Source organism: Pseudomonas sp. AP3_22 TE3818 (assembly GCF_053628995.1).
The window spans coordinates 1,867,035-1,892,054 of the sequence record NZ_JBRJHL010000001.1; the positions used below are offsets into that span (position 1 = coordinate 1,867,035).

Consider the following 25,020-nt stretch of genomic DNA (forward strand, 5'->3'; position numbering starts at 1 on the left):
CGATTATTCGCAAAGCCTGTGACACAACGGTGTATCCGGTGGATTTCCGATAAAAAAAGCTCCCTTTTTTAACGAATTCCGGTATAGTGCGCGCCGGCCTTTAACCGGGCCGCGTTTAGGTAGCGCAATTCCCCGAAGCCAGCTTCGGCTGCACGTCCGCCCAGCGGACTCTTCCTTGACGATTCTTTTCATTCATTCGTTTTCGCAAATCCCCGCCGACAAAGCTGCCAGGGCGACTCTTGAGTCTCAACACGGCATGTGCAGCTTTGGAGCATGGGTCTTTGCGGATGCACTTAGAGGCAGACCCATGACCCAGGAAATCGGCGGCTTCGCCGCTCTTGAACTTCATCCAAATATTGTCGCTGCAGTAGTCGCTACCGGCTATGAAGAGCCTTCGGCCATTCAGCAGCAGTCGATCCCGATCATTCTCGCCGGTCACGATATGATTGGTCAGGCGCAAACCGGTACCGGTAAAACCGCTGCCTTTGCCCTGCCAATTCTGCACCGCATTGATCCGTCCAAGCGCGAGCCGCAAGCTCTGATCCTGGCCCCAACTCGTGAGTTGGCGCTACAAGTTGCAACCGCTTTCGAAACCTACGCCAAGCAAATGCCGGGCGTGACTGTTGTGGCTGTCTACGGCGGCGCGCCGATGGGCCCACAACTGAAAGCAATCCGTAATGGCGCACAAATCGTTGTCGCCACTCCGGGCCGTCTGTGCGACCACCTGCGTCGCGACGAAAAAGTACTGGCGACCGTGAACCACCTGGTTCTCGACGAAGCCGACGAAATGCTCAAGCTGGGCTTCATGGACGACCTGGAAGTCATCTTCAAGGCCATGCCGGAAACCCGTCAGACCGTACTGTTCTCGGCCACCCTGCCTCAGTCGATCCGTGCCATCGCCGAACGCCACCTGCGCGATCCGAAGCACGTCAAGATTCAGAGCAAGACCCAGACCGTTACCGCGATCGAGCAGGCTCACCTGCTGGTTCACGCTGACCAGAAGACTTCGGCCGTTCTCAGCTTGCTGGAAGTGGAAGATTTCGACGCCCTGATCATGTTCGTGCGCACCAAGCAAGCGACCCTGGACCTGGCCAGTGCCCTGGAAGCCAAAGGCTACAAAGCCGCTGCGCTGAACGGTGACATCGCCCAGAACCAGCGTGAGCGCGTGATCGACTCCCTCAAGGATGGCCGCCTGGACATCGTTGTGGCGACCGACGTTGCCGCTCGTGGCCTGGACGTTCCGCGCATCACTCACGTGTTCAACGTTGACATGCCGTACGATCCGGAGTCCTACGTTCACCGTATCGGCCGTACCGGCCGTGCCGGTCGCGAAGGCCGTGCACTGTTGCTGGTGACTCCGCGTGAGCGCCGCATGCTGCAAGTGATCGAGCGTGTAACCGGTCAGAAGGTTGCTGAAGTTCGCCTGCCGGACGCTCAAGCCGTTCTGGATGCGCGCATCAAGAAACTGACCAACAGCCTGTCGCCGCTGGTGGCCGAGGCCGAATCGACCCACGGTGATCTGCTTGATCGCCTGACCGCCGACATCGGTTGCAGCCCGCGTGCCCTGGCCGCAGCCCTGCTGCGCAAGGCAACCAACGGTCAAGCGCTGAACCTGGCCGCTATCGAGAAAGAGCGTCCACTGGTGCCGAACAATGCACCGCGTGGCGATCGTCCAGAGCGTTCCGGTGATCGTCCTGAGCGTGGCGACCGCGAGCGTCGTGCTCCGATGCCACTGGGCGAAGGCCGTGCACGTTGCCGTACCGCGCTGGGCGCGCGTGACGGTATCGCTGCCAAGAACCTGCTGGGCGCCATCCTCAACGAAGGTGGTCTGGCGCGTGAAGCGATCGGTCGCATCCAGGTGCGTGACAGCTTCAGCCTTGTCGAGCTGCCGGAAGATGGTCTGGAGAAGTTGCTGACCAAGCTGAAGGACACTCGCGTTGCTGGTAAGCAGTTGAAGCTGCGTCGCTACCGCGAAGATTGATCCGCTTTCGGGCTGATTGATCGAAGATGAAAAATCCCCGACTGGTTCGGGGATTTTTTTTGCCTGTCGTCAAGACTTGGCTGGTGAGCGGCGGTGGCCCATTCGCGAGCAAGCCCGCTCCCACACTTGATTTGTGAACGACACAGAACCAATGTGGGAGCGGGCTTGCTCGCGAAGGCCGCGACGCGGTCTGTCTGTCAGCCGAAGCGGTAAATGTCCATGCCCAGCGCACCCATGGTGAACCCTTGGTGAGCAACGCTGAACTGCCCCCCGGCAGCGCGGGCAAAGTACAACGGCAACAAGTGCTCATCACTCGGATGATTGCGTACAGCGTTTGGCGCCTGTGCGCGATAGTCGTGCAGCGCGGCTTCGTCGTTCGCTGCGAGTTTCTCGATCATCCAGTCGCGGAACGCCTGGGCCCAAGGCTCAACGCTCTCGGGGCCGGCATGCCAGTCCAGTTCCCGCAGGTTGTGAGTGATGCTGCCGGAGCCGATCAGCAGCACGCCGTGCTCGCGCAGGCTGGCCAGCGCGTGGCCAACGCGGGTCTGCAGAGCGGGGCCGCCACGGGTGGGCAGCGAAACCTGAACAATCGGGATGTCTGCTTGCGGGTACATCAGCGATAAAGGCACCCAGACGCCATGGTCGAAAGGCCGATTGCTGTCGATACGCGCAAGCAAGCCAGCGGTTTTCAATAACTCGGCAACCTCTGCGGCGAGTCGTGGATCGCCGGGTGCCGGGTACTCGACCTCGAAAAGGGCCTTGGGGAAGCCGCCGAAGTCATGCCAGGTTTCCGGTTGTGGGTTACCGCTGACCAACAGCTCATTGCTTTCCCAGTGCGCAGAAACAATCACGATGGCCTTGGGTCTGGGTATCTCGGCAGCCAGGCGGGCGAGTGCCGGCCCGCTGGCGCCGGGCTCCAGGGCGAGCATCGGGGAGCCGTGGGATATGTACAGGCTGGGGAACATGAATGAGCTCCTGAGAGTTAAGATGCAACATCTTCAGTCAGATCATTAATCTAAATCTAATATAAGTTTTAGGGTGTTTTGATCGAATTTTCGGGGTTATTTATGCAGCCGGAGTTTTGGCACAAGAAATGGGCGGCGAATCAGATCGGCTTTCACCTGCCGCAGGTGAACCCTTATCTGAAACGGTTCTGGCCAGCGTTAAGCCTTGAAGAGGGGGCACGCGTGTTGGTGCCGTTATGTGGAAAAAGCCTGGATTTGCTTTGGCTCGCCCATCAGGGCCATGAGGTCCTGGGAATCGAGCTGTCGGAAAAAGCCATCGAGGAGTTTTTCAGCGAGCATGGCTTTGATCCGGCCGTCAGTGAGCAGGGGCCTTTCAAGGTCTATCGGGCAGGTTCCATCGAGCTGTGGTGTGGAAATTTCTTTGAGCTGACGGCCGGTGACACGGCTGATTGCTCAGCGCTCTATGATCGCGCCGCGTTGATTGCGTTGCCGCCGAAGATGCGTGAGCAATATGCCGCGCACCTGAATCGGATTCTGCCGAAAGAGTGTCGCGGATTATTGATCACGTTGGACTATGACCAGGTACAGATGGACGGACCGCCGTTTGCCGTGCTCGATGATGAGGTGCAGCGATTGTTGGGCGGGTCATGGTCGCTGAAGGTGCTGGAGGATCAGGACGTACTGAGTGAGAGCGGGAAGTTCCTGGAGGCGGGTGTGACGCGACTTGAGGAGCGGGTGTATCGGGTTTCCAGTCGGTAGGAACGGTTAGCTGCACTGGCCCCTTCGCGAGCAAGTCGGATCGCCGCACCGCCGCTCCCACATTTGACCGCGATCCCCTGTGGGAGCGGGCTTGCCCGCGAAGAGGCCTGAAACACACCGAAGTATTCAAGCAGACAAAAAAGGCCCGCATCGCTGCGGGCCTTTTAATTTGCGGTGGAACCTCTTAGCCGCGGCGACGAGCCAGGGCGTCGATGCGTTCTTCCAGTGGCGGATGGCTCATGAACATGCGAGCGAACCCTTGCTTGATGCCACCATTGATGCCGAAGGCGTTCAGGGTATCGGGCATGTGCACCGGCAGGCCTTGTTCCGCCCGCAGGCGTTGCAGGGCGCCAATCATCGCGGCAGTGCCGGCCAGGTTTGCACCGGCTTCGTCGGCACGGAATTCGCGCTTGCGCGAGAACCACATGACGATGGCGCTGGCCAGGATGCCCAGAACCAGTTCGGCGAAGATGGTCGCCACGTAGTAGGCAATACCTTGGCCTTCTTCGTTCTTGAAGATCACCTTGTCGACGAAATTGCCGATGATCCGGGCGAAGAACATCACGAAGGTGTTCACCACGCCCTGGATCAGCGCCAGGGTAACCATGTCGCCATTGGCCACGTGGCCGATTTCGTGGGCCAGGACGGCTTTCACTTCATCGGGCGAAAAGCGCTCGAGCAAGCCCTGGCTCACGGCGACCAGTGCGTCGTTCTTGTTCCAGCCGGTGGCGAAGGCGTTCGCCTCGTAGGCAGGGAATATGCCGACTTCGGGCATCTTGATCCCGGCTTCGCGGGACAGTTGCTCGACGGTTTGCAGCAGCCATTGCTCGTGACGGGTGCGTGGCTGGGTGATGATTTGGGTGCTGGTGCTCATCTTCGCCATCCATTTGGAGATGAACAGCGAGAACAGTGAACCGGCGAAACCAAAGACCGCACAGAAAATCAGCAGCTGATTGAGGTTGAGGTCAACCCCGTTGGCCGCCATGAACCCGTTGAAGCCGAAAAGGCTCAGGGTGATGCTGGCAATCAGCACGACCGCCAGGTTAGTGGCCAAGAACAGCAGGATGCGCATCATGGTTGTAGAAATCTCCTCATGCTAAAGATGTAGCGTACTGCGGGGTATATAAGGTGCTGCACCGGGGTATTCAACCGGGTGACTATTTCAAACTGTGTCCTACGGCAATAGTTTAGCTGCTTGCAGGGCATTTCCGACGCGAATGCAGGAAGTGTTTGTCAGTCAATTCATGTCGAAGGCCCCGCCTTTGTTAGGCGCGAGCAGGCACGGCGTTGTCCGGCAGCGGGCAAGACGACTGCCAGTGACGCAATGCAAACAAATGTTGCCGGATGAAAATCACCGTGCGACGCGCAGGCGTATCGCACGGTAATGGCTCGCTTACTGGCGGTAGGACTTGAGGAAGCCGCCGATGCGTCCGATGGCCATCTCCAGGTCATCGACACGTGGCAGGGTCACGACGCGGAAGTGGTCTGGCCATGGCCAGTTGAATGCGGTGCCTTGAACCACCAGCAGCTTTTCGGAGAGCAGCAGGTCGAGGACGAATTTCTCGTCGTTGTGGATCGGGCAGACTTTCGGGTCGATGCGCGGGAATGCGTACAGCGCGCCCATCGGCTTGACGCAGCTCACGCCCGGAATGTCATTGAGCAATTCCCAGGTGCGGTTACGCTGTTCGAGCAAGCGACCTTGCGGCAGCACCAGGTCATTGATGCTCTGGTAGCCACCCAGGGCGGTCTGGATCGCATGCTGGCTCGGCACGTTGGCGCACAGGCGCATGTTCGCCAGCATGTCGATGCCTTCGATGTAGCTCTGGGCGTGGTGTTTCGGACCGGAAATGGCGATCCAGCCGGAGCGGAAACCGGCCACGCGATAGGACTTGGACAGACCGTTGAAGGTCAGGCACAGCAGGTCCGGCGCCAGGGAGGCGGTGCAAATGTGCACGGCATCGTCGTAGAGGATCTTGTCGTAGATCTCGTCGGAGAACACCACCAGGTTGTGCTGGCGGGCCAGTTCCAGCATGCCCAGCAGCACTTCCTTCGAATACACAGCGCCAGTCGGGTTGTTCGGGTTGATGATCACCAGGGCCTTGGTGTTCGGGGTGATCTTGGCCTTGATGTCGGCCAGGTCCGGCCACCAGTTGGCTTGCTCGTCGCACAGGTAATGCACCGGATTGCCGCCGGACAGGCTCACGGCGGCGGTCCATAGCGGGTAGTCAGGCGCAGGCACCAGCACTTCGTCGCCATTGTTGAGCAGGGCCTGCATCGACATCACGATCAGTTCGGAAACACCATTGCCCAGGTAGATGTCTTCAATGCCGACGCCTTCTACCTGCTTTTGCTGGTAATACTGCATCACAGCCTTGCGCGCACTGAACAGGCCCTTGGAGTCGCTATAGCCCTGGGCGGTCGGCAGGTTGCGGATCACGTCCTGGAGGATTTCATCCGGCGCTTCGAAACCAAAAGGTGCCGGGTTGCCGATGTTCAGCTTGAGGATGCGATGGCCTTCCTCTTCCAGGCGCTTGGCGTGCTTGAGCACCGGGCCGCGAATGTCGTAGCAGACGTTGGCGAGCTTGTTCGATTTGCTGACCTGCATGGCGATGTGTTCCCGAAAATGAACGATCCAGACGGCGTTTGGACAGCCGTGCTGGGAATCCTGCGTATTCACACAGGCCCGGCGCCTTGAGATGCAGCACCCATATTTCCGTTTGAATGCGCGTGGTCTGGCTGCCAGACTGGCGTTTGACGAGGCGCAATCATACGTGCCGCCCGATCCGTGGAAAAGGTACAGATCGGGCTTTTTCAGCCGCTGAGGTGTGATGATGGAAAAGTTGGAAAAAACCCTGGAAGAATGGAAGGCGATGCTCGATCCAGAGCAGTACAACGTGTGCCGCCTCAAAGGCACCGAACGTCCGTTTTCCGGTAAATACAACGCCACCAAAACCGACGGTGTCTACCACTGCATCTGCTGTAGCGAACCGCTGTTCGACTCCAGGACCAAATTCGATTCCGGCTGCGGCTGGCCGAGTTTCTACGCGCCGATCGGCGACAGCGCCATGACCGAGATCCGTGATGTCAGCCACGGCATGATCCGCACCGAAGTGGTCTGCGCCAAATGCGACGCGCACCTGGGGCATGTTTTCCCTGATGGTCCGCCGCCGACGGGCCTGCGTTATTGCATCAACTCGGTGTGCCTGGACCTCGTTCCACGCGAGTAATGCGAGCCCTGTAGGAGCTGGCTTGCCAGCGATAGCGTCCTCAAGTGCAATGTAAATTTCGAGGGCCTCATCGCTGGCAAGCCAACTCCTACAGAAAATCTGTATGGAGGAAATCAATTATTTAAATTGCACACAATTCAATTGCTCGCTATTTTGTTGTCTCTGGCATTCACTCGGAACCTCAAACATGAGCGACAACCTGCTGAGCATCCCATGCACCACCATCAAGGGAGAGCAAAAGACCCTGGCGGATTTCGCCGGCAAGGCCGTGCTGGTGGTCAATACGGCCAGCAAGTGCGGTTTCACCCCGCAGTACAAAGGCCTGGAGGAGTTGTGGCAGACCTACAAGGACCAGGGCCTGGTGGTGCTCGGTTTTCCCTGCAATCAGTTCGGCAAGCAAGAGCCGGGCAATGAAGGGGCGATCTCCGAATTCTGCGAGCTGAACTTCGGTGTCAGCTTCCCGCTGTTCAAAAAGATCGAAGTCAACGGCGCCGGCGCCCATCCCTTGTTCGTGCAGTTGAAAAAGCGCGCTCCGGGTGTGCTGGGTTCCCAGGGCATCAAGTGGAACTTCACCAAGTTCCTGATCGGCAAGGACGGGCAACTGGTCAAGCGCTTCGCCCCGGCGACCAAGCCGCAGGACCTGACCCGCGAGATCGAAGCCCTGCTCAAATGAACACCTTGTCCGTCGATTCCCTGAAGCTCGACAGCCAGCTGTGTTTCAAGCTGTACGCAGCTTCCCGTGCGGTCATTCGCGCCTACAAGCCAATGCTCGATCAGTTGGGCCTGACTTACCCTCAGTACCTGGCGATGCTGGTGCTGTGGGAGTGGCAGGAAGCAGCCCCCGAGCAACCGACCGTGAAGGCACTGGGTGAGCGTCTGGCCCTGGATTCCGGCACGTTGACCCCCTTGCTCAAGCGCCTCGAACAACTGCAACTGGTGCAGCGTCAGCGTTCGGCGCGCGATGAGCGAGAAGTGCACCTGAGCCTGTCGCCAGCCGGAACGGCCTTGCGCGATCAGGTCGGGCCACTCAAGGCGCGGTTGTTGTGCGACAGTGGGGTCGACCTGAATCGTCTCAACGACTTGCGCGATGGTCTCGACCACCTGTTGGGACAGATCAGGACGCTGTCGTAGCGGGGATCCACAAGTCCAGCAGGGCGGCCAGTTCTTCGCGCCGGAAGGGTTTGGCCAGGTAGTCGCTCATGCCCGCGGCACGACAGCGTTCGCGCTCCTCCGACATGGCGTTGGCCGTCAGGGCGACGATGGGCAGTTGGGGCCAGCGTCCGCTGCGGCGGATCTGCCGGCTGGCTTCATAGCCATCCATCACCGGCATGTTGCAGTCCATCAGCACCAGGTCGAACTCCCGTTGTTCGAGTTGATCCAGGGCCTCGCCACCATGGGCCGCGGTGGTGACCTCGCAGCCGAGTTTGCCGAGCATGCCCTTGGCCACCAGTTGGTTCACCGGATTATCTTCCACCAGCAGCACGCGCCCGCGGCGTAGCGGGCATTGCGTTTCGTGCCGGACATCGTTGATCGGGTGGATTTCCGGTTGCAGGATCCGTCGCAAGCTCTGATACAGCGTATTGCGCGCCAGGGGGCGTGCCTGTTGTTGCAAGGGGGCGAGGGCGTTTACCTCTTCGCCGGGCATGAAATTGCCATACGCGGTGATCAGCAGGATCGGCGCGCTGAGGGCGGGGCGCAAATTGAACAGGCATTCGGGGCAGTCGGTGATGAGCACGTCGGCTGCCAGGCCAAGCAGTGAGTCATCCATGGAGCGCCGTTCATAGTCCAGCCCCCAGCCAGGCAACAGGCTGTTCAGCAGTTCGCCCAGCCCGCTGCTGGCGGCCGTGATGGCGACGACTTTGCCATTGAGCGCAACAGCAGGCATTGCGCGGGTATGGCTGGGTAATGGCAGATCGGCGCAGAACTGACTGCCAAAACCCGCTTCGGAGCTGATCGTCAGGCGCCCTTGCATGGCTTCGCAAAGGTTGTAGGTCAGCGCCAGGCCCAGCCCGGTGCCGCCAAATTGGCGGGTAATACCGGCACCGGCCTGGGTGAAAGGCTGGAAGATCCTGGCCTGGGCTTCCTGAGGGATGCCGATGCCGGTGTCGCACACTTCGATTCTGACGCCGTCCCCGAACGTCGACAGGCGTACGTCGACACGCCCGAAACGGGTGAACTTGAGGGCGTTGGACAGCAGGTTGCTGACGATCTGCCGCACCCGGGTCGGATCGCCGAGCACCAGTGCCGGGAAATGCGGATCGATCAGGCAGGTCAGTTCGACGCTGGGGGCGGCGTTCTGCGACAACAGGTTGGCGGTGTCCTCGATCAGCGAACCGAGGTCGAAGGGGATGTGTTCGAGTTCAAGTTGACCGGCATCGAACTTCGACAAATCGAGGATATCGTTGAGCAGTTCCACCAGTACCTTGCCCGAGTCATGGGCGATCGACAGCTGTTGCTGTTGTTCGGCATTCAGCGGTCCGTCGAGGGACAGCGCGATCATCCCGAGCAAGCCATTGAGGGGCGTGCGGATTTCATGGCTCATGTTGGCCAGGAACACCGAGCGGGCTTCGGCCATGTCGAGGGCGGTACTGCGCGCGGCTTCCAGTTCCTCGTTGGATTGGCTCAGCCGGGCGTTGATTGCCTTGAGTTCGGCGGTGCGGGCCGAGACGATGTTTTCCAGTTGGCCAAGATATTCGGTCAGGCGGTTTTCCGCGTTGCGCCGCTGCTGGATTTCGGTGGCGATGTTTTTGAATTGCTGGTTGGCAACCTTGACCAGTACACCGATCTCATCGTTGGCGTGCCCCGCGGGACACTCCAGCGACGTCGGTTCGGTGTTGCCCGGGTCGCGACCGCTGAGCTCTCGGATCACCCGCACCAGGGGTTTGGTCAGCATCACATAGAACAGCGCCAGCAGGATGCCGGACAGCAGCAGGCTGCGGGCGAAGCCATTGATCAGGGTCACTTCGGCCCGGCGCAGGAACCGGTTGCCGAAGGCGTAGGTATCGACCTTCAGCCGCAGCGTACCCAGGGATTCGTTGGGTAAATGATCCAGGTAAAGCCGGTCTTCGAACTGTCGGCTGGCACCGAACAGGAAGTCACTGAGCATCCGGTAGCCGTTTTGCACCTCGGGTCGCTTGGCGTTGGCCAGCACGGTGCCGTTGTTGTCGGTCAGTTTCGCGCCGATGATCGCCGGCGAGCGCAGCAGGCCCTGGGTCAGTTCCTTGGCGAGTTCGGCGTCGATGTTGTAGGCGATTCGCGAAGCCGGGTTGTGGCTGATTTCCAGTAATGAAAGGATTTCACGATTGATGGAGGCGTCTTCACTGGCATAATCGATGCCTATTTGCAGCAGGCTGAGCAGCGTGCCCAGAATGAAACCGACCAGCACGGTAAGCCGGGCTTGCTTGAATGACAGCCGGTTGGTGAATTTGATGTCCATGGGAGGGTGAACCACTTCCGTTTCCTTTCGCTGCTCAAGCATAGTCGATCATGCCTGCCTGTTGATGTTCTCGCGAGGCCTGTACCGCGGGGGCAGCCGCTTGTGTGACGCTGTGTTTCGTCGCTGTATCACCATCATTACTGTGAACGTGCCCGAGGAGAAGTCGTGGATTCCCGATTGAATGCTTTTCTTGAACGCGCCGATGCCGTTCTGGCCCGTATCGAGCCGTTGCTGCCGGCACCCCGGCCAGCCATCGACTGGACGCAATGCCTGGCCGCGCGCTGGCAGCGTGAGTCTCGCGGCGGTTATCTGATGCCGCTGCAGGTCAGCCTCGACATGCGCCTGTCGGACCTGATCGGCGTCGACCGACAAGTTGAGCAGCTTGGGCGCAACACCCAACAGTTCCTCGATGGCATGCCCGCCAACCACGCCTTGCTCTGGGGCTCGCGCGGCACCGGCAAGTCGTCGCTGGTGCGCGCCTTGTTGGCCGAGCACGCTCAAGCCGGTTTGCGTCTGATCGAGATTGAACGCGATCACCTGGCAGACCTGCCGCGCGTGGTCGAACAGATCGGCAAACTGCCCCAGCGCTTCGTGCTGTTTTGCGATGACCTCTCGTTCGAGTCGGGCGAGGGCGATTACCGGGTGCTCAAAAGCGTACTCGATGGCTCGCTGGAACAGGCGCCGGACAACGTCTTGCTGTACGCCACGTCGAACCGTCGCCACCTGGTGCCGGAAAAGGAAAGTGACAACGAGAACTGGAAGCGGGTCGACGGTGAGCTGCATCCGAGCGAGGCGGTGGAAGACAAGATCGCGCTGTCGGACCGCTTCGGCCTGTGGCTATCGTTCTATCCGTTTACCCAGGAACACTTCCTCAACGTCGTCGAGCACTGGATCGGCCAGTTGGCCGGTAAAGCCGGACTGGCATGGCAACGCAACGAAGAGCTGGACATCCTGGCGGTACGCTGGGCCATCGGCAGAGGCAATCGCAATGGACGTTGCGCTTATCAATTTGCCCGTTACTGGGTCGGGCTGAAACTGTTGGAGCACAAGGCATGATCGATTTACAAAAGAGCGGCCAGGGCCTCGAAGGTTACGGCATGCTGCACGCGCAGCTTGAGTCCTTGCTGGCGGACGAGCGGGATTTCATCGCCAATGCCGCGCAGTTCTCGGCGTTTCTGTTCAATCAGCTCGATGACCTGAACTGGGCCGGTTTCTACCTCAACCGCAATGAAGAACTGGTGCTGGGTCCGTTTCAGGGGCAGATCGCTTGCGTGCGGATTCCGTTCGGGCGTGGCGTCTGCGGAACGGCAGCCGCTACCTTGCAGACCCAGTTGGTCGAAGATGTGCACGCGTTCCCCGGTCACATTGCCTGTGACAGCGCCTCGAACAGCGAACTGGTGGTGCCGTTGGTCAAGGACGGCCGATTGATCGGCGTGCTCGACCTCGACAGCCCGAAACTGGCGCGGTTCACCCCGCAGGACCAGGCCGGGATCGAGCAAATGGCGGCGATTTTCCTGCGCCTGACCGACTGCTGATCAAGACGCCAGGCCGGCCTTGGCCAGCAGGCCCGATGCGTCCACCGCATCGATCTGCGCAGGGTCGAGGAAGCGCCTGGCGTACTGCAAATAGATCTGTGCCCTGATGAACAGACCGAACAGTTCCGGGTCGATGTGGGCATCACGGCACATGAACGCCATAATGCCCAGCGCCTCGCTCAAGGTCTTGGCTTTTTTGTAGGGGCGGTCGGCGGCCGTCAGCGCTTCGAAAATATCGGCAATCGCCATCATGCGCGCCGGCAGGCTCATGTCTTCTCGCTTCAAGCGTTTCGGATAACCACTGCCGTCCATTTTTTCGTGATGCCCGCCGGCTATTTCCGCGACGCTGCGCAGGTGCCCGGGAAACGGCAGATGGTTGAGCATCAGGATCGTCTGAACAATGTGGTGATTGATGACATAACGCTCCTCGCTCGTCAGGGTGCCCCGCACAATGCTCAGGTTGTACAGCTCTCCCCGATTGTATTTGTGGGGCGGAACGTCGAGTTTGAAGCCCAGGGGGTTATCTTGCGGTATCACTTCGTTTTCGCTGCGTTCGAGCAGGTGCTCGGGTTTGTCCGCCAGTAAGGGTTCGCTGACGGGCAGGGTGGGGGCGGGCGTTCGGGCCTGACGCCGGTTCTCTTCCCAGGACACGCCAAGCCGGTCATCCAGGGTCCGGGTCCAGGTGCGTTCAGCCACCTTGCGCAGGCGTTGCAGATCAGCGTCGGCCATGGCTTCGCCACCCAGATTACAACGGGCAATGAAGGCGAAATCATCATCCAGTCCGGCCAGGCTGGCATCACGCCGTTCTGCCAGCGCTTGCTCGTCACCGCCCAGGGCAATGGCCTGCCAGTAGCTGATCCAGGCATCGCGCTTGAGTACCTCGAAGCGGGTGCGGATTTCGTGGATGCGATCGGTCAGGGTTTCCAGTTTCGTGGCTTTGTCGACGACGTATTCCGGTGTGGTGATCTTGCCGCAATCGTGCAGCCAGGCAGCGATGTGCAGTGCCTCCCATTCATCGTCGGTCGGCCGATAGGCGCTGAAGGCGGGGTCCTGGCTGGCTGCCGCCGCGCGGGCAAGCATCAGGGTCAGTTCCGGCACTCGCTGGCAATGGCCGCCGGTATAGGGGCTTTTGGCGTCGATGGCACCGGCCAGCAGTTGAATGAAGGCGTCCAGCAGCTGTTTTTGCCGGGCTTGCAGGCGCTGGCTTTCGATGCACACGGCCGCCGCGCCGGACACCGCCTGGAGAAACGCAATGCGGTCCGGCCGCAGTTTGTCCAGATCGCTTTGCTCGCCGCTGTCGGCCAATAGCAATACCAGCAGGCCCACGGTTTCGTTGTGACGATTATGCAGGCGGATTCCGATCAGATGGACCCGGGGACTTTTCAGCGCGAGCAAGACTTTCTGCAGATCGCCCGCTTGCTCGAACCCCAGGTTACTGACGACGTTGTCGACGTTTGCCAGCTGCTGCAGCCATGGGGGGCTTTGCGGGTTTTCCAGTGAGTGTCCGCGGATGTCGAAGGATTGCAGGTTTTCGGTGGTGTCATTGATCACCAGTCCGTGGGGTTCCATGTGCCCGCCATCACCTTCGCGCAGATAAATCAGGCCGGCCTGGGCCTGACCGATTTTCACGGTTTCAAACAACACGCGTTCCAGCAGGGGGGCGAAACGGGTTTCGGCGCTGAGGCTGTCAGTGATCTGGAAGAAGCTCGCCAGCGTGTCTTTCATCCGTGCCATTGACACGCTCAGTTGGTCGACTTCGAGCACCGGCGAGCGACGGGAAAGCGGAAAATTGAAATCGAAACTGCGAATCGCATCGGCCTCCTGCACCAGGGAGCGCAAGGGTTTGACCAGGATTCTTGACGTCAGCCAACCCAGCGGCACGCATAACAGCAGCGTTGCCAGGGTAATGAGCGCACCTTGCCAGCGCATCCGGTAAGCATCGACGAGCAACTCGTCTTCAGGTACCAGCAGCGCCAGTTGCAGGCCTTGGGGGCCGCCTTCCTGCATGCTGCTGCGGGCCACGATCCACTGCCGGCCGTTGGCATCCAGGCGACTGCCTTGAGAGGGGTTGTTGAGCAACGCACCCAGGCTGGGGCTCAGGTCCGCGGCCTTGACCAGGCGCAATGTCTGATCATCGATGATCAGCCTGCGGCTGTCGGGGTAGGCAATGGCATTGCCTTCGGCATCGAACAGCACGATTTCGGTATGGGGGGTCACGACGTGCTTGGCCAGGGTCGCGCTGAGTTCGGCCAGGGTCAGGTCGGCGGCCATGATTGCCTTGTCGCCACTGCGTCGTGCCAGCGTCGTGCCAATGTCATGGGTGGAAAAAAAGATATAGGGTCCGGTCGTGATCTGGTCATTGTCGCTACGGGCGCTGGTAAACCAGGCGCGGCTACGAGGGTCGTAGGTGTCGTTCAGGTTGTCCTGGCGGCTGACGAGTGCCAGGTTCCGGTCGAAAAACAAAGACTGGGAGCGAGCCTGGCCGCTGCTGTGGTGCTCAATGCTCCAGACTTGGTAAGCCGCAGAATCCGGGGCCTTGACCAGGGCTTTGACCTCTGGGGTATGCAGCGGGCGGACCATGAAAAAGTCTCCGTTGTCGTAGCCCAGGTACAGCGACGCCAGATTGGGGTTGTCCTCGAGTGACTGGCTGAACGGTTCGAGCAGTGCCAGGCGGTGTTCCAGATCAGCGGACTGGCCCGCCGGATTGAGTGCCAGCAGGCTCAACAGGTGGCGAATGGGTTCATAGGTGGCGTGCAGGTCCAGCCGGACATCCTGCTCGATACGGTTGAAGAGTTTTTCACTGCTGGACAGTATGATCTGGGTCGTTTGCCGGTAGTTGAAAAGACCCAGCAACACTCCGGTCAGCAACAAGAGAAAGGTGAACATCACACTGATATGGACATGCAGTGGAAATCGGCGTGGATCCGTGCGCAGTGGGTCAGACATTGCGGGTTTCTCCATGAGGGTCAACACACTGCCGAGGGTCCAAGCATAGTTAAGGCTCTGTCATTTTGCCTTCGTCGTAATGCTTGATCTGACGTAGTAACGCGTCCTCCAGCTCAAGCATGGTGCGCTCCATGGATTGGCAGCATCCGGCCATTTTTTCGTGATCGAAATCCTCATGGCAGGCTGCTTCGAGCGCCTCGCAGCGGTCGATCAGGGGTGAGGCTTGCACTATCCGGGCTGCGCCTTTGATTTTGTGGGCAATGTCCTGCAGCGCCTGCGTATCCCTGGAGCTGGATAGCGACATCAGCGTTTGCAGATCCTGGCGGTTGCTGTTGACCAACTCGTTGAGCAATCTGCGGTTCAACATCGGGTTGCCCCCGGTCAGCAGTTTCAACCCGTGCAGGCTGAACGCCGGGGTTGCATGGGTGGGTTCAATGTTTTCCATCCACTGGCTCAAGGCTCCGAGGCTAAGGGGTTTGAACAGGCAGTCATTCATTCCGGCCTGTTTGCAGCGTTGTAGTTCTTCCGGTTGGGCGTTGGCGGTAAAGCCGAGCACGGTGCAGGGAGGGCGAAGGTTTTGTCTTTCGTGCTGGCGTATGGCGCGGGCCAGCTCGTAACCGTTCATGACCGGCATGTTGCAATCGGCGATCACCAGATCAAACGGTTGGTCTTTCCAGGCCTCCAATCCCTCCTGGCCATCGGCCGCGACGGTAAATCGATGGCCCAGAAACTCCAGTTGCTGGCAGGTGAGCAAACGATTGGCCGGGTGATCGTCGACGACCAGAACATTCAATGGGGTTGTGGCGACGACAATTTGCGTTTCGGCCACCTGGGTAGATTGTTGCAGCGGTAACGTTTCCAGGTGCAGCAATACCTCCACTTGAGTGCCGACACCTGGCTCGCTGCGCAATTGCAGACTACCGCCCATCATCTCGCAGAGATTGCGGCTGATGACCAGCCCCAGCCCTGCGCCCCCCCTGGCCGATTGAATGGCGTTGTCGGCCTGGGCAAAGGGCTCGAACAGCCGGTATTGATCCTGTTCGCTGATCCCGATACCACTGTCGTGAACCTGCACCTGCATTTGCACACGATCAGGCTGCATTGCCGGGTGCAGGTCGACAATGACCCGGACCTGGCCTTGCTCGGTAAACTTGATGGCATTGCTGATCAGGTTGGACAGCACCTGCTTGAAGCGCAAAGGGTCCAGCAACACATCGAAGGTCGGGTTGGCCGAAGAAAACTCCAGCTTCAGTTCGAGTTCCTTCTGTCGGGCAAGGCCATCGAAAATCCGTACGACCGAGGCCACGAGTTCGCCCGGATTAACGCGCTCCGGACTAAGGCTCAAGCGCCCGGATTCGATTCTGGCAATGTCGAGGATGTCGCCAATCAGTTCCAGCAACCCTTTCGCCGAGTTGTACGCGACATCGATGGCCGGGCGCTCCGGGTGCCGATGATCAAGACGCTTGAGTGTCAGTTCAAGCATGCCGATGATTGCATTCATCGGCGTGCGGATCTCATGGCTCATCGTGGCCAGAAACGTGCTTTTGGCCCGGTTGGCGTTATCGGCGTGTTCTTTCGCGCAACGCAGATCATCGAGCAGTTGCCGGCGTTCGCTGATGTCGATCCAGCCACCGATAATGCCTTGCACTTTCGCGCTGGAATCGCGGTAGGGAAGAATCCAGTGATAGATCGTCAGCCGCCGGCCACCAATGTGCAGTTCGCGATCGACGATCAACGGTCTGCCCTCGGTCACCACGCGCTGGTAGTCGGCCTGGTACTCCCGGGCTTCGAACACATTGCTCATCGACCCCTGCATCACGCTTTTGCCGATGACATCTTCACGCCTGGCGCAGAACGCTTGCAGGTAACTGTCGTTGCAACTTTGCAGCAGCCCCTGGCGATCACGTACGTAGATCGGATGGGGTGTGCCATTGACCAGCGATCGCATGAACTCGAACTGATCGTTCAATGCGCGCTCGGCGGCCTTGCGCTGCTTGATCTGGCGTCGCATGTAGTCGTTCCACGCAATGGAAATCAGCAATAGCGCACCAGCACCGATGGCGATTTGGTAGAACAGTCTTTGATAGTTGCGCCAGGTGCTTTGCGAGGACGCCGAATAGCCGCGCCAGCGACTGTTGATGATGCCCAGTTCCTCGGGCGAGATGCTCAGCAGCGCCTTGTTCAGAATGGCGTTGAGCTCTTTGGCGCCCCGTGCCGTGGCCAGGGAGAACGCTGCCTGCTCGGTGCCGATGGTGGTGCTGATTTGCAAGGTGTGTTCGAACAGCCGCGACGAAATGAAATAATTGGCAATGACCAGTGAGTTCACCACGCCCTCGGCCTGACCTTCGGCGAGCATCTCTACGGCGCTGAAGGTGTCCGGGGTTTCGATCAGCTTGATCCGGGGAAACTCTCTGCGCAGGTAGTCCTTGAGTGGATTGCCGCGGGCAATGGCCAGGCGCTTGTCCTGCAACTGCACGAGGTTGGTCGGGCTGTCGGCGGCTTTACGGGTCAGCAGGACGTAGGAATTTTCCAGAAAGGGACGGGTAAAGTTCAGCTGGGACTGACGTTTGGCGCTGGGGAGCAACGCGGCGATCACATCGGCCTGGTTGTTTTTGATCTGTTTGATCATCTCGTCATCGTTTCGACTGCGCTGGATGTCGAAGCGCAAGCCGGTGCGCAGCCTGATCAGCTCAAGCAAATCCGCGCTGACCCCGCGAAAGTTGCCATTGCTATCGAAAAACGTCAGTGGCGCAAAGGCTTCATTGACGACGACGCGCACTATCGGGTGATGTGCCAGCCAGCGTTCTTCCCGGTCAGTGAGCTGCAGTTTTTGATCGGTCAGCAGAATGTCGCTGCCGGCGCTCCAGCGTTTGGCGATGTTTTCTCGCTCACTGGAGGGGACGGCCCTGATCATTGCGTTGATGATGCCGAGCAGCTCGGGGTTGTGCCTGTTGACGGCAAAGCTGAAGCCATGGGCTTCATGTTTGCCGAAGTTGGCCATCCGGATGTTGTTCAAGTACCCCTTGTTGATCATGTAGTGAGTTGAAATCGTGTCACCGAGGAACACATCCGCCTGATCGAAGGCAACGGCATTGATAGCATTCTGGTAGGACGGATAGGACGTGATGATCGCCTTTGGGTACAACGCCTTGACTTCCGCCAGCGGCAAATAGTGATACACCATGCTCAGGCGCAATCCGGCCAGGCCATCGGTGAGGGATCGGGTTTCCCCTTCGCGGGTCACCAATACGGGTTGGTCGACGGCATAGGGTATGGACAGGGCAATCTCGGCAATGCCTGCTTCGAATCCATTGGCGGTGCCAAGCAGATCGACATCGCCGTTCTGCAGCGCAGCGATCGCAGCCCCTCGGGATGCGAAACGCTGAACCTTGACGGGCAACCCGGTTGCATTTTCCAGAAGGCCAGCGTAATCGGCGGTAAAGCCTTCATAGTCCTGGCCACTGGTGGTCAGGTCGAAAGGGGGGTAGTCCGGGGCCGACGTGCCGAGCGTCAGTTGATTTTTGTTGTTTATCCATTGTCGCTGGGATTCATCCAGTCGAATCTCCAGCGCCCCGACCTTCGAGCGACTGAGCAGCGTGTAGAGTTCATTGCCCGGTGCTCCGAACAACGAGGTGCTCACGCATAGACCTGCGGTCACTTGAATCAGATAGACCTTCAAACGGCTGGGCATCCAGGTTCTCACACGAGTGCGTTACGTTTTGCCATCTCGATCAGTTCAACCAGGGATTTGGCTTTGAGTTTCTGCATGAGGCGCTTTTTGTAGGTACTCACGGTCTTGTTGCTCAGAAACATGCCCTTGGCGATTTCCTTGTTTGTGCGACCTTGGGCAAAAAGTTGCAGGACCATCAGTTCCCGGTCGTTTACGGACTTGAACAGTTCCAATTCGATGCAGCGTGTTTCATCTCCGTGGATGGGGTTCAAGGCTTCACTCGGGAAATAGTTGTAACCTGAAAATACCGCTTTTATAGAACTCACCAGTTCACTGATGTCCTCTTGTTTGCAGACATAACCCGAGGCTCCGGATTGCATGCAACGAATACCGAAGAGTGTTGGACATTGCGCGGTCAGTACCAGTGTTTTAGGAGGGTTACTCATTGCGTTGAACCGGGACAGCACTTCCAGGCCGTCCAGCTTTGGAATGCTGATATCGAGAATGACCAGGTCCGGCATGCATTCGCGAACCATTTGCATGGCGTCGACCCCATTGTCAGTTTCGCCGACGACTTTGTAACCTTCGTGTTCCAGTAACATTCGAACGGCAAGGCGGATAACCGGGTGATCGTCGACAATAAAAACGGAGTTCATAATCAAGTCCCATGCGAGCTCAAATAAAGCGCGCACCTTAGCTCAGATACTTGAAGGGACGCATGAACGGACCGGGCTATGGCAGCAATATAGGAGAAATCCTACAAATTAAAAGGAATGGGACTACGTATTAACTAGGTTTCTTATTAGGAAGTCCGGGAAAGTCCAGCGGTTTGGTGCACTTTTTCAGGAAGTTGTTTGTAGGTTTTACGCTGTGCATTTGTCAGTTTTTATATGTGCTTTTTGTTTATGTTGGTGCCAGGGTCAACAGGTCTCTAAATTCAGGTTGTTTCAATGGTTTTATCAAGTAACCCAATAATGGCAGCCCGTGTTCAGTGGCCGTTTTTACAAGTTCATCCAGTTCAGACGTCGTCAGGCTGCTCAGTATGATCGCCTGCCTGATCAGCCCTCGCTCACTGGCGAACCCGACCAGATCGAGTCCTTTCAGATCGGGCAGGCATTGATCGCATAAAAGGATGTCGAATGGCTGGTCGACCCCGAGCATTTGCTGCATGGCGCTTTTGGCGCTGTCGGCGGTAGTCAGTCGGGTGAAGCCATAACTTTCCAGCAGGCATTGAGTGGCTATCAGTTGGAAGGGGTGGTCCTCCACCACGAGGATGCGTAGATCGTCTTCGGCCATGGTGCACACTTCATCTGTCGAACAGAGGGAGGCCGATTGTTTCGCGAGAATGCCGGACAGGCGATCAGTTCGCTCGCCATGTGTTGTAGGGCGATTCGACGAGACTTGAGTGCTGTTGGAGGTTGAAGGGGGATCAGCCAAAACGAACGCCGTAATGGCTGATCAAACGAAGCACCTCAGTGGCTGGCACGGCCCGTCATTTCCAGGGCCATGTCACTGGCATAGCTGTCGGTCATGCCGGCGATGAAATCAATCATGCGCAAAAACGACGTGTGCAACGGGCCGTGAGGATCGGGTGCATTGTTACCCAGCAGATCAAGGATGCGGCGGCTTTTGAATGACGGGGTTCGGCCGTTGTGCTGCTCCAGTGCTGCGCCGCAAAAGGCGTTGAGGAGGATTTCCAGCGTGGTGTAGGCGCCGATCTCGTGCAGGGTCTTGCGCTTGTCCTGGAAGATTTTCTTGCGGGCCATGTCCTTGGCGTTCAGCACGCAACGTTTGGCGGGCCCGTGCATGTGCTCCACCAGGTCGCCGGGCAATGTGCCGGCCAGCAGCGCGTCCTGTTGCTCGACGAAGGCGCGGGCCGCGGCATTGGTCAAGTGTTCGATGGCCTTGCCGCGCAGGATCGCCAGTTTGCGTCGGCGCGAATCGCCGGGACCGAGTTGGCGGTAGGTCTCCGGCAAGTCGTCGCCCACCAGGTCCAGCAGCAGGGACTCGACTTCGGCGTATTCCAGCAACTCCATTTCCAGGCCGTCTTCCAGGTCGATCAGCGCATAGCAGATGTCGTCGGCGGCCTCCATCAGGTACACCAGCGGATGCCGCGCCCAGCGTTGCTCTTCAAGTTGCGGCAGGCCGAGTTTATGGGCGATCTGCTCCAATAGCGGCAGCTCGCTCTGATAGCAGCCGAACTTGTGTTTCTTGTAGCCCAGCGAATCGGCGTGCCTGGCCGTCCATGGATACTTCAGGTAGGTGCCCAGGGTTGCATAGGTCAGTCGGGTGCCGCCGTCGAACTGGTGATACTCCAGTTGAGTGAGTACCCGAAAGCCCTGGGCGTTGCCTTCGAAATTCAGGAAGTCATTGCGCTCGGCTTCACTCATCGCATCCAGCCAGCCACGGCCGGCGGCTTGCTGGAACCAGTGACGAATCGCGTCTTCACCGGAATGGCCGAAAGGCGGGTTACCGATGTCGTGTGCCAGGCAGGCCGATTGCACCACCATTCCCAGGTCGCTGGGTTCGCACCAGTCGGGCAGGGCGTTGCGGATGGTTTCGCCGACCCGCATGCCCAGCGAGCGCCCCACGCAACTGACTTCCAGCGAGTGGGTCAGGCGCGTATGAATGTGATCATTGCTGGACACCGGATGGACCTGGGTCTTGCGCCCGAGGCGGCGGAAAGCCCCCGAGAAAATGATGCGGTCGTGGTCTTTGTGAAAAGGGCTGCGGCCGAGCTCTTCCGGGCTGTGCAGAGGCTTTCCGAGGCGTTCGCGGGTAAGCAGGGTGTGCCAATCCAAGGCGGGTCTCTCCGTCAGGTGACTGAGGGCCTAGCTTCCCGTTTCGCGTCATGACCTGCAAGCGGAACTACAACCCGGCGGCGTCGATATCGAGGCCACCTTGTAAGCTCTTTTTTTTGGAGGGTGCCTGTTGGCCAGGTAGGCGTACAGGATTGCGCCCCTCGATAGAGGGGCGCATCCCGTCGACATTGCAAGAATGCAGCCTGAAAGAAACTGATCAGTCTTTGCGCGAAGAGCCCTGCATGATCAGTTTGATCAGCGGCCCCAGTGTGGTGCCGAGACGGATCAGCCGGGTCAGGCTGCTGAGGCCGCCACCGTTCTTTGCGCCCTTGCCGGTCAGAAAACCCAGCAAGGTGACGGCGGCCACGCCCCAGAGTGGAGCGTGTTTGATGCCGAAACCGTCCTGCAGGTTCTGCGTCATCCCGCGCACGCGTTGCAAAGGTTGCAGCAGTTGCGCGGATTCGTGGCGGATTTCCTGGCGGTGCATTTCCATGCGCAGGCGAATCAGCGCCTTGCGCATTTCCGTGCGTGAGCTGTTGCGTGGCAATTCAGGCAGGTTCATGGCAGCAGGCGCTCCCGATCGTTGGCCAGCTCTTCCAGCGTACCGTGGAAGGGCGAGGACTCATCGAAAATCGCTGCCCTCAAACGCATCGCGCAGAATAGGGCGGCGAGGGTGTAGAACACGCAGAGCCCGATGATGGCGGTCAGGCGATAGGTGTCCCAGAACACGATCAGCACCAGCGTCGACAGCCCTACCAGCAGCAGCAACGCAAACACCAGCGCCAGACCGGCAAACAGCAACAGGCTGACGGTGCGGGCTTTCTGTTCCTGCAACTCGATGCCGAACAGTTCGACATGGCTGTGCAGCAACCCCAGGAAGGCAGCACCCAGGCGCCGCGATGAGGAGCTTGTTCCCGTCGCAGACGGGCCGGATTCACCGATCGACATATCAGCGCCGGCTGGCCAGCAGGCCGATCAGGAAACCCACGCCGGCCGCGATCCCGATCGATTGCCAAGGGTTGGCCTGGACATAGTCTTCGGTGGCGGTGACAGCCGCCTTGCCGCGTTCGCGCAGGGAGTCTTCGGTCAGCTTCAGGGTTTCACGGGCACGCAAGAGACTGTCGTGAATCTGCTCGCGCAACTCGTCGGCCTGGTCGCCGGCCAGGGTCGCGGTGTGCTCCAGCAACCGTTCGGTGTCACTGACCAGTGTCTGAAAGTCGTTCATCAGGATTTCTTGAGCAGTCTTTGCCTGGATGCGGGCCATGGTGGATCTCCATAAGTGGCTTTCTGATGCGTTCGAGTATGAGCCTTCGGCGAAGGTTCAGTACAAATGACTGGTACAACTTTTGCTGTGTCGTGGTGCGCCGGTCCGCACCATTGCGCTATAGCCGGGCATGATTTCAGTAAAACCGTAGGACCAACAATCAAAAACTCGCGCAAAACGTCCGGGTCACGTTTTTCCCGGACGGTGTCCGTGCACCAAGGCGGTTCAACGAGATCAGTCCTCTGATGCTTCGAAGCCGCAACTTGGTGCATGGACGGTCATCGCGAACTGCTTTGGTGCTTTTTTCTGCCATAAGGTCTGCCCCTCCCATGGAAAATCTGCAAAGCGCCGTGGACACCCTGGTCCATAGCTCCAACACGCTGTTCATTCTGATCGGTGCGGTCATGGTTCTGGCCATGCACGCCGGTTTTGCCTTTCTCGAAGTCGGAACCGTGCGACAGAAAAACCAGGTCAACGCCTTGTCGAAAATCCTCAGCGACTTCGCGGTATCGACACTGGCCTACTTCTTTATAGGCTATTGGATTTCTTATGGTGTGACGTTCATGCAACCGGCAGCCGTGCTCAATGCCGACCATGGTTATGGACTGGTGAAGTTTTTCTTCCTGCTGACCTTTGCCGCGGCTATCCCCGCGATCATTTCCGGGGGCGTCGCCGAGCGCGCCCGGTTTGTCCCGCAACTGTGTGCAACCGCGTTGATTGTCGCGTTCATCTATCCGTTCTTCGAAGGCATGGTCTGGAACGGCAACCTGGGCTTGCAAGCCTGGCTGCTGGAGCGCTTTGGCGCCGGTTTCCATGATTTCGCAGGGTCAGTGGTGGTGCATGCCATGGGCGGTTGGCTGGCATTGGCTGCGGTGGTGTTGCTCGGGCCGCGCAATGGCCGCTATCGCGACGGTCGGCTGGTCGCATTCGCGCCTTCGAGCATCCCGTTTCTGGCGTTGGGCTCGTGGATCCTGATTGTTGGCTGGTTCGGCTTCAACGTCATGAGCGCGCAAACCCTGCAAGGTGTCAGTGGACTGGTGGCAGTGAACTCATTGATGGCCATGGTGGGCGGTACGGTGGCCGCGCTGATCGTCGGGCGCAACGACCCCGGCTTTCTGCACAACGGCCCGTTGGCGGGACTGGTGGCGATCTGCGCCGGTTCCGACCTGATGCATCCGGTGGGGGCGCTGGTGACCGGCGCCGTCGCGGGGGCGTTGTTTGTCTGGTGCTTTACCGCCGCTCAGGTCAAATGGCGCATCGACGATGTATTGGGTGTCTGGCCGCTGCACGGCTTGTGCGGCGTGTGGGGCGGTATTGCCTGCGGCATTTTCGGCCAGAGCGCTTTGGGCGGGCTGGGCGGGGTCAGCCTGATCAGCCAGTTGATCGGCACGGCACTGGGCGTCACCGTGGCACTGGCCGGCGGGTTCACCGTGTATGGCGTGATCAAGGCTCTGCATGGATTGCGCCTGAGTCAGGAGCAGGAGTATTACGGTGCGGACCTGTCGATCCACAAGATCGGCGCCGTGAGCCAGGACTAGGGCAGGCGACTCAATGGCTCGACGGTTTTTCGGGGCAGGCCTAGAATGGTCACTTCATTTTCTGGTTGAGCGCTCATGCTTCCCGAATGTCAGCTGTTCGGCACCCTTGGATGCCATCTATGTGAAGTAGCCGAAGCCATGTTGATGGAGTTTGTCGAGCGCGGTCTGCTGGTGGAGCTGGTGGATATCGCCGACGATGAAACCTGGTTCGCCGCTTACAGCCTGCGTATTCCGGTGTTGCGGCGGATCGACACCGGCGCTGAACTGGGCTGGCCGTTCAGTGCCGATGAGGTGGTGAAGTTCCTGGGTTAAGCGGTTTTTGCGCTGGCGGTGTTTCCCGCCTGTCGAACTTTGCGATTGATCCCCTTGGCTTATCCGGCATTGATCGGATACTGTATGCGCATACAGTTATTCGTGGTGCCTGCATTGCCGCTGCTATTTTTCGGCAGCGAGCAGACAAGTCCAGGCGTGAGAGGGATGAATCGTGGTCAATGTCGAACAGTTGAAGAACAGCGTGAACCGGATGTCCGCAGACGTCGTGAGTGAAGCCGTTCTTGAGTTGCGTCTGGATGGTCTGGTGACCGAGGGCAAGACGCCCTTCAACAAAACGCATTTCAATACCTGTTTCGCAGAAATCGAAGCCTTGTTTCAACGCGCCGGTTATCACCGGCAACTCGATGTCGTGGGTTATCAGGGATTGTTGTACGCCCTCTATGACCCCGCTCGCTGGGAGGCGGTCGATGTACTGCGCTGGCTCAAGGAGTACACCGAAGCGGCGGCGCGCACACAGATCCCGGCTTGAGGAATCTTAGGGGGCGTTCTCAATTAGTTTTCACGCCGCGCCGGGCCTGCTGTTGTGCAGGGCAAGGCGCGAGAAGCGTGGTTTGGTCATTCCAAA

The 25,020-nt window shown here is 59.0% G+C and carries 22 protein-coding genes; 10 read left to right on the forward strand and 12 right to left on the reverse strand.

Annotated elements, in window-relative coordinates; all coding sequences use genetic code 11:
• Nucleotides 1-307: 307 nt before the first annotated feature.
• The gene (locus AB7M25_RS08730; RefSeq protein ID WP_007973525.1) at nucleotides 308-1,981 is read left to right on the forward strand and encodes a DEAD/DEAH box helicase; all 1,674 of its coding nucleotides are present in this window, start codon (nucleotides 308-310) and stop codon (nucleotides 1,979-1,981) included.
• Between the two features lie 197 nt (nucleotides 1,982-2,178).
• Here the strand turns inward: AB7M25_RS08730 and AB7M25_RS08735 are convergent, their stop codons facing one another.
• Entirely contained in the window at nucleotides 2,179-2,946 is a 768-nt protein-coding gene (locus AB7M25_RS08735) for a DODA-type extradiol aromatic ring-opening family dioxygenase (RefSeq protein ID WP_429561651.1), read from the reverse strand.
• A 102-nt stretch (nucleotides 2,947-3,048) separates the two neighbouring features.
• Between AB7M25_RS08735 and AB7M25_RS08740 the strand changes: the two genes are divergently transcribed.
• Nucleotides 3,049-3,705: a thiopurine S-methyltransferase gene (locus AB7M25_RS08740; protein WP_429516706.1), complete on the forward strand. Its 657-nt coding sequence runs from the start codon at nucleotides 3,049-3,051 to the stop codon at nucleotides 3,703-3,705.
• Nucleotides 3,706-3,889: 184 nt separating this feature from the next.
• Here the strand turns inward: AB7M25_RS08740 and htpX are convergent, their stop codons facing one another.
• Both htpX and AB7M25_RS08750 read right to left on the reverse strand, forming a co-directional pair.
• A complete protein-coding gene (htpX, locus tag AB7M25_RS08745) occupies nucleotides 3,890-4,780 on the reverse strand; it encodes a protease HtpX (protein ID WP_007973520.1) in 891 nt (296 codons plus the stop codon).
• Between the two features lie 318 nt (nucleotides 4,781-5,098).
• Nucleotides 5,099-6,310 (reverse strand): pyridoxal phosphate-dependent aminotransferase, encoded by a 1,212-nt coding sequence (locus AB7M25_RS08750; RefSeq protein ID WP_007973513.1) that lies wholly within the window; start codon nucleotides 6,308-6,310, stop codon nucleotides 5,099-5,101.
• Nucleotides 6,311-6,536: 226 nt separating this feature from the next.
• Between AB7M25_RS08750 and msrB the strand changes: the two genes are divergently transcribed.
• The 3 genes from msrB to AB7M25_RS08765 all read left to right on the forward strand — a co-directional run bounded on the left by msrB (nucleotide 6,537) and on the right by AB7M25_RS08765 (nucleotide 8,063).
• The gene (gene msrB, locus AB7M25_RS08755; protein ID WP_218479702.1) at nucleotides 6,537-6,932 is read left to right on the forward strand and encodes a peptide-methionine (R)-S-oxide reductase MsrB; all 396 of its coding nucleotides are present in this window, start codon (nucleotides 6,537-6,539) and stop codon (nucleotides 6,930-6,932) included.
• 187 nt (nucleotides 6,933-7,119) lie between these two features.
• Nucleotides 7,120-7,605, forward strand: a complete 486-nt coding sequence (locus AB7M25_RS08760) for a glutathione peroxidase (protein WP_008002671.1) — start codon at nucleotides 7,120-7,122, stop codon at nucleotides 7,603-7,605.
• On the forward strand, nucleotides 7,602-8,063 hold the full coding sequence (locus AB7M25_RS08765; protein WP_429389202.1) for a MarR family winged helix-turn-helix transcriptional regulator: 462 nt from the start codon (nucleotides 7,602-7,604) through the stop codon (nucleotides 8,061-8,063). Before AB7M25_RS08760 ends, AB7M25_RS08765 begins: the two co-directional genes overlap by 4 nt.
• On the opposite strand, the gene AB7M25_RS08770 is transcribed toward AB7M25_RS08765, so the two are convergent.
• The gene (locus AB7M25_RS08770) at nucleotides 8,047-10,368 is read right to left on the reverse strand and encodes a response regulator (protein WP_454237165.1); all 2,322 of its coding nucleotides are present in this window, start codon (nucleotides 10,366-10,368) and stop codon (nucleotides 8,047-8,049) included. The two genes, AB7M25_RS08765 and AB7M25_RS08770, sit on opposite strands and share 17 nt — an antisense overlap.
• Nucleotides 10,369-10,533: 165 nt before the next feature.
• On the opposite strand from AB7M25_RS08770, the gene AB7M25_RS08775 reads away from it, so the two are divergent.
• Together AB7M25_RS08775 and AB7M25_RS08780 are read left to right on the forward strand one after the other, a co-directional pair.
• Complete coding sequence (locus tag AB7M25_RS08775) at nucleotides 10,534-11,424, forward strand: ATP-binding protein (protein WP_454237166.1); 891 nt, start codon at nucleotides 10,534-10,536, stop codon at nucleotides 11,422-11,424.
• Nucleotides 11,421-11,903 carry a GAF domain-containing protein gene (locus AB7M25_RS08780; RefSeq protein WP_429389198.1) on the forward strand — a complete coding sequence of 161 codons (483 nt, stop codon included), beginning with the start codon at nucleotides 11,421-11,423 and terminating at the stop codon, nucleotides 11,901-11,903. Before AB7M25_RS08775 ends, AB7M25_RS08780 begins: the two co-directional genes overlap by 4 nt.
• Here the strand turns inward: AB7M25_RS08780 and AB7M25_RS08785 are convergent, their stop codons facing one another.
• From AB7M25_RS08785 to AB7M25_RS08820, 8 genes are all read right to left on the reverse strand, one after another.
• Nucleotides 11,904-14,849 (reverse strand): HD domain-containing phosphohydrolase, encoded by a 2,946-nt coding sequence (locus AB7M25_RS08785; protein ID WP_454237167.1) that lies wholly within the window; start codon nucleotides 14,847-14,849, stop codon nucleotides 11,904-11,906.
• Nucleotides 14,850-14,898: 49 nt separating this feature from the next.
• On the reverse strand, nucleotides 14,899-18,540 hold the full coding sequence (locus tag AB7M25_RS08790; RefSeq protein WP_454237168.1) for a transporter substrate-binding domain-containing protein: 3,642 nt from the start codon (nucleotides 18,538-18,540) through the stop codon (nucleotides 14,899-14,901).
• 8 nt (nucleotides 18,541-18,548) lie between these two features.
• Entirely contained in the window at nucleotides 18,549-19,175 is a 627-nt protein-coding gene (locus AB7M25_RS08795; protein WP_007973494.1) for a response regulator transcription factor, read from the reverse strand.
• A gap of 247 nt (nucleotides 19,176-19,422) precedes the next feature.
• The gene (locus AB7M25_RS08800) at nucleotides 19,423-19,815 is read right to left on the reverse strand and encodes a response regulator (protein WP_104448906.1); all 393 of its coding nucleotides are present in this window, start codon (nucleotides 19,813-19,815) and stop codon (nucleotides 19,423-19,425) included.
• A 176-nt stretch (nucleotides 19,816-19,991) separates the two neighbouring features.
• Nucleotides 19,992-21,320: a deoxyguanosinetriphosphate triphosphohydrolase gene (locus tag AB7M25_RS08805; protein WP_102700815.1), complete on the reverse strand. Its 1,329-nt coding sequence runs from the start codon at nucleotides 21,318-21,320 to the stop codon at nucleotides 19,992-19,994.
• A 217-nt stretch (nucleotides 21,321-21,537) separates the two neighbouring features.
• Entirely contained in the window at nucleotides 21,538-21,882 is a 345-nt protein-coding gene (locus tag AB7M25_RS08810) for a hypothetical protein (protein ID WP_429389189.1), read from the reverse strand.
• Nucleotides 21,879-22,268, reverse strand: coding sequence for a phage holin family protein (locus tag AB7M25_RS08815; RefSeq protein WP_429389187.1), 390 nt, complete (start codon nucleotides 22,266-22,268; stop codon nucleotides 21,879-21,881). The genes AB7M25_RS08810 and AB7M25_RS08815 overlap by 4 nt, the downstream gene beginning before the upstream one ends.
• 1 nt (nucleotide 22,269) lies before the next feature.
• On the reverse strand, nucleotides 22,270-22,584 hold the full coding sequence (locus AB7M25_RS08820; protein ID WP_429389185.1) for a DUF883 family protein: 315 nt from the start codon (nucleotides 22,582-22,584) through the stop codon (nucleotides 22,270-22,272).
• A 329-nt stretch (nucleotides 22,585-22,913) separates the two neighbouring features.
• On the opposite strand from AB7M25_RS08820, the gene AB7M25_RS08825 reads away from it, so the two are divergent.
• The 3 genes from AB7M25_RS08825 (at nucleotide 22,914) to AB7M25_RS08835 (ending at nucleotide 24,924) form a co-directional block, all read left to right on the forward strand.
• Complete coding sequence (locus AB7M25_RS08825) at nucleotides 22,914-24,122, forward strand: ammonium transporter (RefSeq protein WP_429516713.1); 1,209 nt, start codon at nucleotides 22,914-22,916, stop codon at nucleotides 24,120-24,122.
• A 75-nt stretch (nucleotides 24,123-24,197) separates the two neighbouring features.
• Nucleotides 24,198-24,434, forward strand: coding sequence for a glutaredoxin family protein (locus AB7M25_RS08830; RefSeq protein ID WP_429389182.1), 237 nt, complete (start codon nucleotides 24,198-24,200; stop codon nucleotides 24,432-24,434).
• Between the two features lie 172 nt (nucleotides 24,435-24,606).
• Complete coding sequence (locus AB7M25_RS08835; RefSeq protein ID WP_007973482.1) at nucleotides 24,607-24,924, forward strand: hypothetical protein; 318 nt, start codon at nucleotides 24,607-24,609, stop codon at nucleotides 24,922-24,924.
• The last annotated feature ends 96 nt before the right edge of the window (nucleotides 24,925-25,020 follow it).

What these genes read in the sequence shown, in the direction of transcription:
- AB7M25_RS08825 (WP_429516713.1), top strand. Translation starts at nt 22,914, where the DNA reads ATGGAAAATCTGCAAAGCGCCGTGGACACCCTGGTCCATAGCTCCAAC.
- AB7M25_RS08760 (WP_008002671.1), top strand. Translation starts at nt 7,120, where the DNA reads ATGAGCGACAACCTGCTGAGCATCCCATGCACCACCATCAAGGGAGAG.
- AB7M25_RS08810 (WP_429389189.1), bottom strand. Translation starts at nt 21,882, where the DNA reads ATGAACCTGCCTGAATTGCCACGCAACAGCTCACGCACGGAAATGCGC.
- AB7M25_RS08790 (WP_454237168.1), bottom strand. Translation starts at nt 18,540, where the DNA reads ATGCCCAGCCGTTTGAAGGTCTATCTGATTCAAGTGACCGCAGGTCTA.
- AB7M25_RS08785 (WP_454237167.1), bottom strand. Translation starts at nt 14,849, where the DNA reads ATGTCTGACCCACTGCGCACGGATCCACGCCGATTTCCACTGCATGTC.
- AB7M25_RS08735 (WP_429561651.1), bottom strand. Translation starts at nt 2,946, where the DNA reads ATGTTCCCCAGCCTGTACATATCCCACGGCTCCCCGATGCTCGCCCTG.
- AB7M25_RS08815 (WP_429389187.1), bottom strand. Translation starts at nt 22,268, where the DNA reads ATGTCGATCGGTGAATCCGGCCCGTCTGCGACGGGAACAAGCTCCTCA.
- AB7M25_RS08730 (WP_007973525.1), top strand. Translation starts at nt 308, where the DNA reads ATGACCCAGGAAATCGGCGGCTTCGCCGCTCTTGAACTTCATCCAAAT.
- AB7M25_RS08795 (WP_007973494.1), bottom strand. Translation starts at nt 19,175, where the DNA reads ATGAACTCCGTTTTTATTGTCGACGATCACCCGGTTATCCGCCTTGCC.
- AB7M25_RS08780 (WP_429389198.1), top strand. Translation starts at nt 11,421, where the DNA reads ATGATCGATTTACAAAAGAGCGGCCAGGGCCTCGAAGGTTACGGCATG.
- AB7M25_RS08770 (WP_454237165.1), bottom strand. Translation starts at nt 10,368, where the DNA reads ATGGACATCAAATTCACCAACCGGCTGTCATTCAAGCAAGCCCGGCTT.
- AB7M25_RS08820 (WP_429389185.1), bottom strand. Translation starts at nt 22,584, where the DNA reads ATGGCCCGCATCCAGGCAAAGACTGCTCAAGAAATCCTGATGAACGAC.
- msrB (WP_218479702.1), top strand. Translation starts at nt 6,537, where the DNA reads ATGGAAAAGTTGGAAAAAACCCTGGAAGAATGGAAGGCGATGCTCGAT.
- AB7M25_RS08765 (WP_429389202.1), top strand. Translation starts at nt 7,602, where the DNA reads ATGAACACCTTGTCCGTCGATTCCCTGAAGCTCGACAGCCAGCTGTGT.
- AB7M25_RS08830 (WP_429389182.1), top strand. Translation starts at nt 24,198, where the DNA reads ATGCTTCCCGAATGTCAGCTGTTCGGCACCCTTGGATGCCATCTATGT.
- AB7M25_RS08750 (WP_007973513.1), bottom strand. Translation starts at nt 6,310, where the DNA reads ATGCAGGTCAGCAAATCGAACAAGCTCGCCAACGTCTGCTACGACATT.
- AB7M25_RS08800 (WP_104448906.1), bottom strand. Translation starts at nt 19,815, where the DNA reads ATGGCCGAAGACGATCTACGCATCCTCGTGGTGGAGGACCACCCCTTC.
- AB7M25_RS08740 (WP_429516706.1), top strand. Translation starts at nt 3,049, where the DNA reads ATGCAGCCGGAGTTTTGGCACAAGAAATGGGCGGCGAATCAGATCGGC.
- htpX (WP_007973520.1), bottom strand. Translation starts at nt 4,780, where the DNA reads ATGATGCGCATCCTGCTGTTCTTGGCCACTAACCTGGCGGTCGTGCTG.